The following is a 13,316-nucleotide window of genomic DNA, read 5'->3' on the forward strand; positions in this document are numbered from 1 at the left end:
CCTTCACGCCGCCTCAGAGCGAAAAACGACTACACGACCAGGCCCCTTTTGACCCTTCCTGTAGTCGAGTTACAACGCCTCCTCCCCCTAAGAGCCCATTGTTGAAGCCCATGGCCATGGGCCATAGTGCTCGCCATGGCAAAAGAAAAACGACTGTTTCACATTGGCCGTGCGGCCACTTTCTTGCATTCGTTTCAAAATTGTCCGAGTTCGACCAAGGCCGCAGAGACAAGCCGGCGGCGATGAACGAACCTGAACTCACTTCGCAGGTGCAGCATAAGCCGCTACCGGCAAACCAACGACCAGATCCGAGGAGAACGGCCCATGTCATACCAGGACGATATCAAGGCACTGACCAACCTTCGCGAGGCTCAGCGCGGTAAGTGGGCAGCCATCAGCCCCGAGAACGCTGCCCGCATGCGTGCCCAGAACCGTTTCAAGACCGGACTGGACATCGCCAAGTACACCGCAAAGATCATGCGCGATGACATGGCTGCCTATGATGCTGACACCGCCCAGTACACCCAGTCCCTGGGCTGCTGGCACGGCTTCATCGGCCAGCAGAAGCTGATTTCCATCAAGAAACACTTCGGCACCACCAAGCGCCGCTACCTTTACCTCTCGGGCTGGATGGTCGCCGCATTGCGCAGCGAGTTCGGTCCCCTGCCAGATCAGTCCATGCACGAGAAGACTACCGTATCGGGCCTGATCGGCGAGCTCTACACCTTCCTGCGCCAGGCCGATGCATGGGAGCTGAACCACCTGTTCCGCGACCTGGAAGATGCCCAGAAGGCTGGCGACAACGCCCGCGCCGATGAACTGATCGCCAAGATCGACAACCACGAGACCCACGTGGTACCGATCATCGCCGACATCGATGCCGGTTTCGGCAACGCTGAGGCGACCTACTTGCTGGCCAAGCAGATGATCGAAGCCGGTGCCTGCTGCATCCAGATAGAGAATCAGGTCTCCGACGAAAAACAGTGCGGTCACCAGGACGGCAAGGTCACCGTGCCCCATGAGGACTTCCTGGCCAAGATCAACGCCGTCCGCTATGCCTTCCTGGAACTCGGGGTCGAAGACGGCGTCATCGTCGCCCGTACCGACTCCCTGGGTGCCGGCCTGACCCAGAAGATCGCCGTAACCAACGAACCGGGCGACCTGGGCGACCAGTACAACAGCTTCCTGGATGGCGACGAGATCGTCAGCGCCTCCGACATCGACAACGGCGACGTGGTCATCAAGCAGAATGGCAAGCTGGTCAAGGTAAAGCGCCTGGCTTCCGGCCTGTTCCAATTCAAGCCGGGCACCGGTGAGGACCGTGTGGTGCTGGACTGCATCACCAGCCTGCAGAATGGCGCCGACCTGCTGTGGATCGAAACCGAAAAGCCTCATGTCGGCCAGATCGCCGCCATGGTCAACCGCATCCGCGAGGTATGCCCTGACGCTAAGCTGGTCTACAACAACTCGCCGTCCTTCAACTGGACCCTTAACTTCCGCCAGCAGGTGTTCGACGCCTGGGAGAAGGAAGGAAAGGACGTGTCGGCCTACGAGCGCGCCAAGCTGATGAGCGCCGAGTACGACGACACCGAACTGGGTCAGCTGGCCGACGAGTGGACCCGCAACTTCCAGCGCGATGGCGCTCGCGAGGCCGGCATCTTCCACCACCTGATCACCCTGCCGACCTACCACACCGCGGCCCTGTCCACCGATAGCCTGGCCAAGGGATACTTCGGCGACCAGGGCATGCTGGCCTATGTGGAAGGCGTTCAGCGCCGCGAGATCCGTGAGGGCATCGCCACCGTCAGGCATCAGGACATGGCCGGCTCCAACATCGGTGACGACCACAAGGAGTTCTTCCACGGCGAGGCGGCACTCAAGGCCGGTGGCAAGGACAACACCATGAATCAGTTCGGTTGATCCCAGGTCGGCTGACGATGGCAATCAAGTAATACTGGAGCTTGGGGAGGCGATTGCCTCCCCTTTTTTGTGCGCCAGTGTTGTGCACCAATTGTATGAACCAGGAACCCTTCGGCCCAGGGTGTCTTTTGAGACAAAAAAAGAAGGGGCAGCCATTGACTGCCCCTTCTTTCAGTGACCGCTGCTTTTACTGCCAGCTGCCAAACACCGTTCAGTGTTGGTGGCCGCCTTCGCCATGGACATGGCCATGTTCGAGCTCTTCTTCACTGGCTTCCCGCACCGAGGCAATCTCGACGTCGAAATTGAGGATCTGACCGGCCAGGGGGTGATTACCATCGACGGTGACGGTGTCACCCTCCACGCTGGTCACCGTGACCATCAGCGGGCCGCCCTGGGTCTGAGCCTGAAACTGCATGCCCGGCTCAATGCCCTCCACGCCTTGGAACGCATCGCGAGGAACTTCCTGAACCAACTGTTCCTGCTTCTCGCCATAGCCTTCTCCCGGCTCGACCACGGCGCTGAGTTTGTCACCGGCCTGACGACCTTCCAGTTCCTTTTCGAGGCCCGGGATAATGTTGCCGGCGCCGTGGAGATAGGTCAGAGGCTCGCGGCCTTCCGAGCTGTCCAGCACTTCACCTGTATCGTTGGTCAGGGTGTAGTGGAACGCGACAACGGAGTTTTGCGCAATCAACATTAATTAACCTTTCAGTGTGTACATGTCCCGGCATGGTAACGCGTGAAAAGGATGGCTGACAGGGGCATGGAAGATTTTCAGGATCTGGTTTGTGATCCTGAAAGGTCTTCACGCACCAGGCCTGAAGCAGGAGAGATCAGGCAAGAAGCATTCGGCAATAGGTTGACCTATGGACGGTTGCGCCGGAGTGCCGGCGCGGCTAACCTAGCCGGCAACTTTTATCCCTGACTCCCACCCCTTGCATGGAGATCCGCCCATGACCCAAATTGTGATCTGGCTAATCGCCTTCGTGGCGATTTTCTTTCTCACCTTCACTCGCTGGGATAGCGTCAGTCCGTCGCTTGATCGCGCGCTTCCCGGTCTGCTCAAGAGCCACGGCGACAATCGCATCCTGTGGGGGCTTTCCCTAGCCGTCCTCGGGGCCACCGTGCTGGTTCGCCCCGTGGATATCCTGCTCACCGTGTTACTGGCCGTGATCATCGGTCTGATTGGGTGGAAGCTCGCCGGCTGGGCAATGAACAAGGTTGATCTGCACTGAGCCACCCTAGGCGCAATAAAGATCCTTGAACGCAGAAGGCCCGTGGATAGCTCCACGGGCCTTCTGCTTTCAAGCCAAATAATCTTGAAGACCTGAGACCTGAGACCTGAACACTCAAAATCTGGCGATAAATAACGTGATCACTCAGCAGCTCAGTATGGAGCGACCGTCACGTTGGCACCGCTACCGATCAAGCGCACACGCTGGCCAGTCTGAAAGCGCTGATCGGCCTTCTGCACGACCACTACCCGCTGGCCATCATCGCGACGAATTTCCATCTCAAGGGCGTCAACTCGGTTGGCAGCCTCCTCAATGCGCGAGCCGCCCACAGCGCCGCCGATCACACCGGCAGCAGTGGCCAGGTCACGGCCGGAGCCTCCACCTACCTGACGACCCAACAGGCCACCGATCACGGCACCGCCACCGGTGCCGATGATCCCTCCTGCACGGCTGTCGGCCTGGATCTGTACCACGCGAATGGCCTCGATGGTGCCGAAGGTGACGGTCTGAGCGGAGCCTGCCTGGCTGCCGGTATAGACATTACCGCCGTAAGGAGCCGTGTTGGCGCAGCCGGCCAGCGTCAGGGCACCGATGGCAAGTATGGGAAGAAGTCGCTTCATGAAAAACCTCCTGAGAAAAAGCTGTCGGACCAAGACAGGCCTGTGCAGGCCCCGTAAAAGCCACGTGAGATCGTCGTGTTAGTGAACACTGTTTTGTAACTAGATTCAACATCAAACTTCTGATGCCTCTCCAATTGGAGTTTGACCCTATAGGCCTCATTCTAGACCTGAATCGCTAAAGGAATGTGAAAGTCCTGCTCTGGCTGTACCGTCGAGCAGGTTCAACTCGCCGGTCGGACCATCCATTTTCGAAGAGTCTCACCCCCTGCTCGGCTTCAGCCAACCGATTCTTGTCGCCGCCAGAGCCAGACAGCAACCCCCAGGGTAATACCCAGCACCAGCCAAGAGCCTACCACCACCCCAGGCCAGGCGCCGGTCTGCCAGAACGGCTCCAGCCAGAAGGCGCCAAGGCTTGCACCACTGTAATAAAAGACCAGATAGAGCGCAGAGGCACTGCCTCTTGCCTGCCCAGCGTGGCGGCCCACCCAGCTCGAGACCATGGCGTGCGCCAGAAAAAAACCAAAGGAGTTGATGGTCAGCCCCAGCACGATCAGCGCCAGCGACCCCGCCAGGGTAACCAGGGTCCCGCCCATCAAGATCAGGATGCCCAGCACCATGCAGGCGGGGGGTGACAGGCGCCTCGCCAATCTCCCCGAGAGCGATGAACCCAGGGTTCCCCCAAGGTAGGTCAGAAAGATCAATCCCAGCACGCTCGGCCCTAGCCCAAAGGGCGCCTGGGCCAGGCGAAAAGTCAGGTAGCTGTACTGGTTGATGAAGATCAGGAAGTTGAGCCCGCCCAGCAGGTAGGCAGCCAGCAGAAGCGGGTTGCGCAAGTGCCCGACAAGATCAGCCAGCGCACCTCGCAGCTCGAAGGGGCGGGGAGTGAACCCTCTGGACACCGGCAGCAGTTTCCAGAACACGGCCAGTCCCACCAGGGTGATCGCCCCGACGGTCAGGAAACTGGCCGAGCTTCCGGCCACCTCACCCACTGCCCCCCCTACTACGCGGCCGCTGATGCCGCCCAGGGAGTTGGCGCCGATATAAAGCCCGACCGCCGGCAGCATCGCCGAAGGCTCGAATTCGTCTCCCATCCATGCGATGGCCACCGCGGGCAGCCCTCCCAGCACGAAGCCCTGCACTCCACGCAGGACCAGCAATGCCTCGAAACTGGGCGCCAGCGCCAGTCCAAGAGATAGCACGCCAGCCGTCAGCAGCGTAAGGCGCATGATGGCGGCACGGCCGATGGCATCCGACAGAGGCCCGAAGACCAGCAGAGAAGCGGCAAGGGCCAGGGTCGCGACGGACATCACAAGCCCCACTGCCAGAGTCGAGACGCCGTAGGCCTCTCGCAGTTCGGGCAGCAGCGGTTGGGGGGCGTAAAGATTGATGAACACCAGGAAGGAGCCCAGGCTCAGCGCGATAGTGGCTCTCCACCAGGCGCGGGTCCGAGCCTGGATCATGGTATCGGTGCTCGTCGTTGAATGGGCGGCGCGAATCAGCCCTGTCCGCCGGCCAGCGCCCGCTCGGCCAGATGGGTAGGCTCCAGGGTTCGACGCGCCTGCCAGTAGTGGCGCTTCCAGTAGCGGTTTTCGAGGCGAGATATCATCACCCCGCGGGAGCTGGAAGCATGCATGAAGCGACCCTCACCCAGATAGATCCCCACATGGTCATAGCGTCCAGGCGGACGGAAGAAGACCAGATCACCTGGCGCGAGATCGCCACGCGACACTGGCTGCCCTTGATTGACCTGCCCTCCGGTGGTGCGGGGCAGCGAGACACGGAAGGTTTCTTCAAAAACATTCTGCACCAGCGCCGAACAATCCACCCCCTGGAAGGAGGTGCCGCCGATGCGGTAGGGAGTACCAACCCAGCGTTCATGCTGCGCCAGCAGGGCTTGCTGGATCAATGCGGGAGGAGGATTGCCCAGGCTGCGCGCCTCAATGATGGGGTTGTCTACGGGAGACATTTCCCGCTCCCAGCCGCTAGATAACCCGGGAAGCTGGCGAGCGAAGTAGGCCTCATCTGCGTCGCGTGACGCGACATCGCGAGGCGCGGATGCGCAGCCGGCCAGAAGCGCCAGCGACAAAACAACACCCAGTGAGCGGCACGACGAAGTGACGTCCATTCCAGCGGTGACCTCTATCCGGAGTCGCCCCCCGCACGCCCAAAAACGCGATACGAGGGATTCATCGCTGTGGAAGTGGTGCCGTCACCCGGTATCACTGCCAGAGCGGCCTGTCGGCGGCTCGCTGTGTAACATGGCTCCCGACAGGTGGAGCCTCGTAGTAGACGCAATGACTATAAACTAGCCTCGAGCGGGTGGCGAGTCTTGCCGCAAGCATCAGTGCAGGGTGCGCGAATCCCCCGGTAGAGTGTCGACATGCATCGGCGCCCAGTGGCGGGGATGTGCCCCGGGAAACTCCAGACTCGCCCAGGGACCCACCAAGGGCGGAGCGGCGGTCAGCCAAGCGATCAGCGCCTGGCGAAAACCGGCAAGAAAGCTCTCTCTCTCCGGAGTCTCGCCCATAAAGAAGGAAAAGCCGGCGTAAAGTCCTCGGGCATAGGCCTCCCACCCCGAGTAGTGGGCAGCCGCCAGGCCGTGGGCGCGCTCAAGCACCGCTACGAAAGCGCCTTCCTCCAGCCAGCCAAGTTGGCGGGCAGCGATGGCCAGATCCACCACCTGAGCCACGTCCCAAGCGGCCATATCGGTCTCATTGCAGGCGTCTTCGTTGTCTCGCACCCGCTGCAGGCGCAGCAGGTGAGTGCGCTCCTCATCGCTGCACTCGCCGGACTCCAGGGTAGCGATCTCGGAGCCAAGCCGGGCAACGTTGAGGGTGTAGGGCGCGTAGTTGATGAGATACTCCTGCCGATCACCGGATTCGAGCAGAAACTCCAAGAACTCGCCCAGTTCCCCGGCCTCCTGGAGTCCATAGTGGCCGTCGATCCATTCGCGAATCGATACGCACTCGCGCTCGCTCTCAAGGTGGGGCAGGCTCCAGGCCGGGCTGTTCAGTGGCCCCACCAGCGCCATAGAAGTAAAAACGCTCAGGCTGGGCCGGGGGCCAGGTTCCTGCCATTCGCCAACACGCCAGTCGAGCCAGTGGAGCAGACTGCCGGGGTCCTCTTGATGCCAGCGAATTTCCAATGCCAGGGACGGCTGCTCCTCCTCGGGTAGCAGTGTCTCCCAGCTTGCCCAGGCCTCCATCAGGCGACGAACATCTGGATAGAAACGGCATAGGGAGGCACGCAGGGCATCGGCCAGCGATGCCAGCCCCTCGGCATCGAAACCCTCGCTGTCCATGGCCATTTGCAGATAAAAGGCGTACTTCTCAGCCATGTGAATGGTGGCCGCATGACGACTGCCACGACGCAAGCCATCGCGCTGGACCAATCCTGTCGGATCGGCATGGCCAAAGGAGGTCTCAACAGGCGGGAGGGCACCATGGGCGGCATCCGCCGCCAATTGGTTGAGGTGGTGCGCCTGGGCCGGCAGCCAGTAGCGAGAAAGCGCCTCGACCCCCTCGTCAGAATGCAGATCAAGGGTCTCGGCCAGGTACTCGCGGGCATCGTCGCGCCGCGCTGCAGACACCGGGCCCACGGGCCCCTGCCGCGAGGCCAGCTCGGGCTCACGCACCGCAGCCAGGGCCAGCACCCAGTGCCGAGGATCGGACCGCCAGGACCGTATAGCTCGCTGAGAACGCTCCAACAGGTCATGCCCCACCAGCCCCTGCAGCGCAGGCCGCCAGGGGCTTATCGGCGACTGCCGCAGGAGCCGCCAGTCGGCCTCGAAGGCGGGTAACAGATTGCGCCCCTCGAAAAGACTTCTACCGCGCTGATAGGCCCGGGCCAGAGCCGCCCAGTCGCTGTAGCGATGCAACACCAGATCGGCGCCATGCAGGGCAAAATCGATGGCCTCGCGGCCGCTGAGCCAGCCAAGGCAGGCCCCCGCCCAGGCCAGATCCACCAGCCTCAGCCAGTCCCAGGCAGCCCACTCAAGCGGCTCGCCATGCTCGACAAGCTCGAGCAGCACCCGGCCATAGCGCTGCTCGCCGTGGTCGAGATTGTTGAGCCAGGCATAGCGACTTGCCGGGTCGCTCCCAAGCAGCCGCGTCGCGTCCAGATCCCACCCCTGGCGATCCCCCTGGGCCCCTAGCCACAGCAGAACGCGAAGCAGTTCGTCGCGGCCCCGGATCTGCCAATCATCGGCCAGCCAATCCGTGAGGCCAGACCAGTCCTGCTCATCAGCGGGCACCACCATCACTGGCGCGAAGCCGGCACGCAGGCGCCACACCTGGGCCCCTTCCTCAGCGGGCCACAGCGGCGGCAGATCATCATGTATCGCCAACCATTCACCGAGGCGTTCCCAGGTGATGCCGTGACCCTCATATTCGAGGGCCGCCAATGCTTCGCAGGCCTCGGAGAAACCATCGTCTCCATGTATCCAGCCATCGGCGCTGCGCGCTCTGCGAAGAGCCGCCAACCAGGCGTCAAGATCGCTGTGATGAGCGCTGATCTCGCCGGCCAGGCGATGGGCCCAGGCGCGGCTCGTGGTCTCGTCTAGCCAACCGGCACCGCCGGCCAGTGCGACCAGTTCCAGGGCCGCCAGCAGGCGGGCCGGATCGGCCATGCTTCCGCCCGCGCCAAAGGACTCCACCAGGCGCCAGCCAAGCTCGCCGCGATCCGCTACACCCAACCCCTGCAGGCGCACCAGGGCGGCCTGCGCTTCCACGCTCAGCGGGTCTGGGTCGAAGGCCCAATCACACAGCACCAGCTGCTGGGCCCACCAGGCATTAAGAGGATCGATCAAGGCTCACCTCGGCATCAGTCAGTAAGGCAGGGGGCGTCGGCAAATTCGGCGTCATCATCAGGCGCAATAGTGTAGCGGAAAGCAAGGCCGCCGCCGATGGGTCGAGCCTCTCCTTTTAGTTCGATTCCAAAGCGAGAAGCTCAATGCCCAGGCTTGGCGAGACGTTTCAAATAATGCACACTGCGTAAAATATGACGACAATTCCCACGGAGACACCATGCCGCTTCTGCCTGACATTCTGATCCCCAAGGCCTTCATCGCCGGCGAATGGCGTGATGCCGAGGCTAAATTCGCCGTGACCGACCCCGCCAGCGGCGAGACATTGGCCGAGGTCCCCGACCTGACCGCCGATGACGCTCGAGACGCCGTGGCCGCCGCCGAGGCCGCCTGGCCGGCCTGGAAAAAACGTACCGCCAAGGAACGGGCCGGCCTGTTACGAGCCTGGTACGACGCCATCATGGCACACCAGGAGGAGCTCGCCAGGCTGATGACATTGGAACAGGGAAAGCCGCTGGCGGAGTCTCGAGGCGAGGTGGCCTATGGCGCCTCCTTCGTGGAGTTCTACGCCGAGGAGGCCAAGCGCGTGGCGGGTGAGACTCTGCCGAGCCATGGTGTCGATAAGCGAATCCTGGTGTTCCGCGAGCCTATCGGGGTGGTGGCCGCCATCACCCCGTGGAACTTCCCGCTGGCGATGATTACCCGCAAGTGTGCCCCCGCCCTGGCCGCCGGCTGTCCAGTGGTGATCAAGCCCGCCGAGGCCACCCCGCTCACCGCCCTGGCTGTGGCACGACTGGCAGAGCTGGTTGGCTTCCCCGCCGGGGTAATTAACGTCGTCACCGCTAGTCGGCCGGCCGCGATTGGCGAAGTACTGACTACCGACCCGCGAGTCCGAAAAGTTTCCTTCACCGGCTCGACGCCAGTGGGCAAGATGTTGCTGGCCCAGTGTGCCGGCACCGTCAAGAAGGCCTCCATGGAGCTGGGCGGCAATGCCCCCTTTATCGTCTTCGACGACGCAGACCTGGACGCGGCCGTCGAGGGCGCCGTGGCCTCCAAGTACCGGAACTCCGGCCAGACCTGCGTCTGTACCAACCGCCTGCTTGTCCAAGCCGGGGTATACGATGTCTTCGTCGAGAAACTGGCCGCTCGAGTCGCCGAGCTCAAGGTCGGGAGCGGTCTCGAGGAGGGTGTGCTGCAGGGTCCATTGATCAACGCCGCGGCAGTCGCGAAGATCGAGTCACACATTGCCGATGCCCTCGAAAAGGGCGGACGCTTGGTGTGCGGCGGAAAACCGCACGCCCTGGGTGGGACCTTCTTCGAACCCACCGTGATTGCCGATGTTACCGAAGAGATGCGGGTTGCCAGGGAGGAAACCTTCGGGCCCCTGGCGCCGATATTCCGCTTCGAGACGGATGAACAAGCCATTGCCATGGCCAATGCCACCGAGTTTGGCCTGGCCGCCTACTTCTATGCCCGCGACTATCGTCGCATCTGGAACGTGATGGAAGGCCTGGAATATGGCATGGTGGCAGTTAATGAAGGGATACTCTCTACTGAGCTGGCTCCTTTCGGCGGTGTCAAGGAGTCCGGCCTGGGGCGCGAGGGATCCCACCACGGCCTGGATGAATTCACTGAGCTAAAATACGTGTGTATCGGCGGCCTGTGAGCGTCGCCGACTATTCAACAGGAGGCATCATGACTAACGCTGAACTCAACGAACTCAAGAAACGCTACGTCGCCAATGGCGCAGCAAGCCCGGCCACCCAGTTCGCCGATCGTGCCGAGAATGCCGTGATCTGGGACGCCGACGGCAATCGCATCATCGACTTCGCCGGCGGCATCGGCGTGCTCAATATCGGTCATCGCCACCCCAAGGTGGTAGAAGCCGTCAAGGCACAGCTGGACAAGGTGATGCATACCTGCCAGACCGTGATGCCCTATGAAGGCTACGTGAAGGTGGCTGAGAAGCTTAGCCAGGTCACCCCGGTGCGCGGTCATGCCAAGGTGATGCTGGCCAACTCCGGCGCCGAAGCCCTGGAGAACGCCGTCAAGATCGCCCGCGCCGCCACCGGCAAGAACAACGTGATCTGCTTCGATGGCGGCTACCATGGCCGTACCTTCATGACCATGGCCATGAACGGCAAGGTGGCTCCCTACGCCGGTGACTTCGGCAGCATGCCGGGCAACGTCTTCCGCGCCCCCTACCCGGTGCCCTACCACGGCGTCAGCGAAGACGAAGCCCTGCGCGGTCTGAAGATGACGCTCAAGACCGATGCCAACCCCCGCGACACTGCCGCCATCGTGATCGAGCCGGTACTCGGCGAAGGCGGCTTCTATCCCGCCTCGGCCAGCTTTCTCAAAGCCATCCGCGAGATCTGCGACGAGCACGGCATGCTGATGATCGCCGACGAGGTGCAGTCAGGCTTCGGTCGCACCGGCAAGATGTTCGCCATCGAGCACAGCGGCGTCGAGCCCGACATCATCACCATGGCCAAGAGCATGGCTGACGGCATGCCGATCTCCGCCATTGTGGGCACCGACGTGCACATGGACGCTTCCGGCCCCAACTCGCTGGGCGGCACCTACACTGGCAGCCCGGTCTCCTGCGCCGCCACCCTGGCCGTGCTCGAGGTGTTCGAAGAGGAGAATATCCTCGAGAGGAGCATGGCGCTGGGCGAGAAACTGGGCAAGCGCTTCGCTCAGTGGCAGCAAGACTTCGACTGCGTGGACAACGGCCGCCACCTCGGCTCGATGGCGGCGCTGGACCTCGTCTCCGACAAGGCCAACCACACGCCGAATGCCGACCTGGCCGCAGCGCTCTGCAAGCGCGCTCGCGAGAAGGGCCTTGTGCTCCTCTCCTGTGGCCTCTTCGGCAACACCATTCGCTTCCTGATGCCCGTCACCATCGAGGACGAGATCCTGGAAGAGGGTCTGGCCATCGTCGAGGAATCTCTCAAGGAACTGGTGGGCCAGCCCGCCACCGCCTGATAGACGTCTCGCGCGCGTGACCTTACCGCCCGGCCCTGTGCCGGGCGGTTCTCGTTTCGCCCTCTTGCCAGCACATTACCAACCCGGGAAGATAGCGGCGTCAACCGAGAGACAACCGCGTGATTCTGCGAACACTTTCCCTGCTACGTTCCCTTCAGGGCGCGAGCCACACCGCCAAGGATGCCCAGGCCACCGTTCAGCAGGCCTGCGATTACCGTTGGCTGCGTGGCGAACTTCATCACGGCGCCGTCAGCGGACCGGCAACCGCCCTGGCCGACGGCACCCCCGCCGTGACCATCATCCTGGCCTACCCCGCGACCCGGGCACGCCTCGCCGGCGGCCGCTGGCCCGAGGCCGTAGAGGAGCGCGCGAGATGCTTTGTGGAAGGTGCCCACGCCTGCCGGGCCGCCGGCGCTCCTGCCTATCGCACCCTGGAAAGCCTTTCTCGGGGGGTTGCCGTTGGTGCCGTGTCAGTGCTAAAGGATACCGCCCGTCTGCAGTACCTGATCGACCAGCACGCCCTGCGCCTCACCTGGCGCCAACCGCAACACCTGCCCGATGCCCTGGCCCGGCGATTGACGACCGGCAATGCCGCTACCCCTGGCGTTTTCCTTCTCTCGCTGAAGGTACCTGCCCGGCGCGAGGAGGTGGAACTCAGCGGCGCCTGGCTGGATCGTGCGCTGGATCGCTACCGACGCATCCTGCCTCGCCATTCAGGGCATTGAAGCCTGCCAAAACGAAGGCGCCCGACGTTAGCCGGGCACCTTAAGCATCACGGCGAGCAGAGGCTAAGCCTTGCGCACCTTGGCGATGACCCAGAGCAGCAACACCGCGCCGACAATGGCAGTCACCAGTGAACCGACGAAACCGCCGGCCTGCAGTCCCAGCAGGCTGAACAGGAACCCGCCGATTACCGCGCCCACCACCCCGACACCGATATTGCCGAGGATGCCGAAGCCGCCTCCTCGCATGATGTGGCCGGCAATCCAGCCTGCCAGACCACCGATGATCAACCAGGCAATCAGTCCCATGACGTTCTCCTTGGCAATATTGGCAATATTGGCAATGTTGGCAATATTGGCAATCATAGATTGACCCCGAACCACTCGACGCCAAAGGGTTCGAAGTCAGGTAAAAAATCACCTCAGAACGATGAGCCCGGCTGTTCAAGAAAGGCCTGTTCCTCAAGCGTAGAGGTCCGGTCTAGTATGACATTGCGATGCGGGTAGCGCCCGAAGCGGGCGATGATATCGCGGTGGCGGTGCTCGTGGCGCAGCTGCTCCTCGAGCCCCGGCTGGTCAAAGAGCCCCAGCGCCTCGTCGTGGATCGCAAGAGACTCGCTGTGCATCCAGGGCATATAGAGGAAGGCACGCCACGGAACGTCCAGGTGGCGGTCAATGCGGCTCGCCACAGCTTCCTGGGCCAGCACCAGCGCCACCGGGTCTCGGGCGAAGGCCATCGGCGTATCCCGGTGGATATTTCGCGAAAACTGGTCGAGCACAATCACCTCGGCTAACCGGCCTCGCGCTGATAGCCGCCACGACCAAAGCTCGCCACGACCAGCGGCCTCGAGTAGCTCGCCAAATCGCGCCGACACGACGGCATCCAGTTCGGGATCCTTGCGAAACCACTGGGCCGGCTCCAGCTCATCAAACCAGAAGCGGATCACCACCTCGGCATCAGGCAACCTGGCCATACGTTTACTCCCTATCGGCCCTGCGGAGACACCCCGACACCTGATACCATCCTGTA

Annotated in this window: 12 protein-coding genes; 5 read left to right on the top strand and 7 right to left on the bottom strand. The window is 62.5% G+C overall.

From position 1 onward, the window contains the following. The first annotated feature begins 324 nt into the window (after nt 1-324). Nucleotides 325-1,920, top strand: a complete 1,596-nt coding sequence (locus ACFODV_RS02380; protein WP_379754051.1) for an isocitrate lyase — start codon at nt 325-327, stop codon at nt 1,918-1,920. Nucleotides 1,921-2,131: 211 nt separating this feature from the next. Here the strand turns inward: ACFODV_RS02380 and ACFODV_RS02385 are convergent, their stop codons facing one another. Beyond that, nucleotides 2,132-2,614, bottom strand: a complete 483-nt coding sequence (locus ACFODV_RS02385; protein WP_379754055.1) for an FKBP-type peptidyl-prolyl cis-trans isomerase — start codon at nt 2,612-2,614, stop codon at nt 2,132-2,134. 256 nt (nt 2,615-2,870) lie between these two features. Here ACFODV_RS02385 and ACFODV_RS02390 point away from each other — a divergent pair, with 256 nt between their 5' ends. Continuing rightward, nucleotides 2,871-3,152 (top strand): hypothetical protein, encoded by a 282-nt coding sequence (locus ACFODV_RS02390; protein ID WP_379754058.1) that lies wholly within the window; start codon nt 2,871-2,873, stop codon nt 3,150-3,152. A 152-nt stretch (nt 3,153-3,304) separates the two neighbouring features. Here the strand turns inward: ACFODV_RS02390 and ACFODV_RS02395 are convergent, their stop codons facing one another. The 4 genes from ACFODV_RS02395 to ACFODV_RS02410 all read right to left on the bottom strand — a co-directional run bounded on the left by ACFODV_RS02395 (nt 3,305) and on the right by ACFODV_RS02410 (nt 8,579). Beyond that, nucleotides 3,305-3,772 (bottom strand): outer membrane lipoprotein, encoded by a 468-nt coding sequence (locus ACFODV_RS02395; RefSeq protein ID WP_379754061.1) that lies wholly within the window; start codon nt 3,770-3,772, stop codon nt 3,305-3,307. A 275-nt stretch (nt 3,773-4,047) separates the two neighbouring features. After that, nucleotides 4,048-5,232 carry an MFS transporter gene (locus ACFODV_RS02400; protein ID WP_379754064.1) on the bottom strand — a complete coding sequence of 395 codons (1,185 nt, stop codon included), beginning with the start codon at nt 5,230-5,232 and terminating at the stop codon, nt 4,048-4,050. A 35-nt stretch (nt 5,233-5,267) separates the two neighbouring features. After that, nucleotides 5,268-5,738, bottom strand: coding sequence for a C40 family peptidase (locus ACFODV_RS02405; protein ID WP_379754067.1), 471 nt, complete (start codon nt 5,736-5,738; stop codon nt 5,268-5,270). A gap of 375 nt (nt 5,739-6,113) precedes the next feature. Continuing rightward, nucleotides 6,114-8,579, bottom strand: a complete 2,466-nt coding sequence (locus ACFODV_RS02410; RefSeq protein ID WP_379754070.1) for a DUF1266 domain-containing protein — start codon at nt 8,577-8,579, stop codon at nt 6,114-6,116. Between the two features lie 217 nt (nt 8,580-8,796). On the opposite strand from ACFODV_RS02410, the gene ACFODV_RS02415 reads away from it, so the two are divergent. From ACFODV_RS02415 to ACFODV_RS02425, 3 genes are all read left to right on the top strand, one after another. Then, entirely contained in the window at nt 8,797-10,242 is a 1,446-nt protein-coding gene (locus ACFODV_RS02415; protein WP_379754073.1) for an NAD-dependent succinate-semialdehyde dehydrogenase, read from the top strand. A 29-nt stretch (nt 10,243-10,271) separates the two neighbouring features. Continuing rightward, the gene (gabT, locus tag ACFODV_RS02420) at nt 10,272-11,564 is read left to right on the top strand and encodes a 4-aminobutyrate--2-oxoglutarate transaminase (RefSeq protein WP_379754076.1); all 1,293 of its coding nucleotides are present in this window, start codon (nt 10,272-10,274) and stop codon (nt 11,562-11,564) included. Between the two features lie 119 nt (nt 11,565-11,683). Next, nucleotides 11,684-12,289, top strand: a complete 606-nt coding sequence (locus ACFODV_RS02425; protein ID WP_379754079.1) for a hypothetical protein — start codon at nt 11,684-11,686, stop codon at nt 12,287-12,289. 63 nt (nt 12,290-12,352) lie between these two features. Here the strand turns inward: ACFODV_RS02425 and ACFODV_RS02430 are convergent, their stop codons facing one another. Then, a complete protein-coding gene (locus tag ACFODV_RS02430; RefSeq protein ID WP_379754306.1) occupies nt 12,353-12,595 on the bottom strand; it encodes a GlsB/YeaQ/YmgE family stress response membrane protein in 243 nt (80 codons plus the stop codon). A 113-nt stretch (nt 12,596-12,708) separates the two neighbouring features. Next, nucleotides 12,709-13,260, bottom strand: coding sequence for a DUF924 family protein (locus tag ACFODV_RS02435; RefSeq protein ID WP_379754082.1), 552 nt, complete (start codon nt 13,258-13,260; stop codon nt 12,709-12,711). Between the last annotated feature and the right edge of the window lie 56 nt (nt 13,261-13,316).

This window comes from Halomonas tibetensis, assembly GCF_042643535.1.
Taxonomy (GTDB): domain Bacteria; phylum Pseudomonadota; class Gammaproteobacteria; order Pseudomonadales; family Halomonadaceae; genus Halomonas; species Halomonas tibetensis.

Coding starts and splice junctions, on each gene's coding strand:
- ACFODV_RS02380 (WP_379754051.1), top strand. CDS start 325: ATGTCATACCAGGACGATATCAAGGCACTGACCAACCTTCGCGAGGCT.
- ACFODV_RS02385 (WP_379754055.1), bottom strand. CDS start 2,614: ATGTTGATTGCGCAAAACTCCGTTGTCGCGTTCCACTACACCCTGACC.
- ACFODV_RS02390 (WP_379754058.1), top strand. CDS start 2,871: ATGACCCAAATTGTGATCTGGCTAATCGCCTTCGTGGCGATTTTCTTT.
- ACFODV_RS02395 (WP_379754061.1), bottom strand. CDS start 3,772: ATGAAGCGACTTCTTCCCATACTTGCCATCGGTGCCCTGACGCTGGCC.
- ACFODV_RS02400 (WP_379754064.1), bottom strand. CDS start 5,232: ATGATCCAGGCTCGGACCCGCGCCTGGTGGAGAGCCACTATCGCGCTG.
- ACFODV_RS02405 (WP_379754067.1), bottom strand. CDS start 5,738: ATGTCTCCCGTAGACAACCCCATCATTGAGGCGCGCAGCCTGGGCAAT.
- ACFODV_RS02415 (WP_379754073.1), top strand. CDS start 8,797: ATGCCGCTTCTGCCTGACATTCTGATCCCCAAGGCCTTCATCGCCGGC.
- gabT (WP_379754076.1), top strand. CDS start 10,272: ATGACTAACGCTGAACTCAACGAACTCAAGAAACGCTACGTCGCCAAT.
- ACFODV_RS02430 (WP_379754306.1), bottom strand. CDS start 12,595: ATGGGACTGATTGCCTGGTTGATCATCGGTGGTCTGGCAGGCTGGATT.
- ACFODV_RS02435 (WP_379754082.1), bottom strand. CDS start 13,260: ATGGCCAGGTTGCCTGATGCCGAGGTGGTGATCCGCTTCTGGTTTGAT.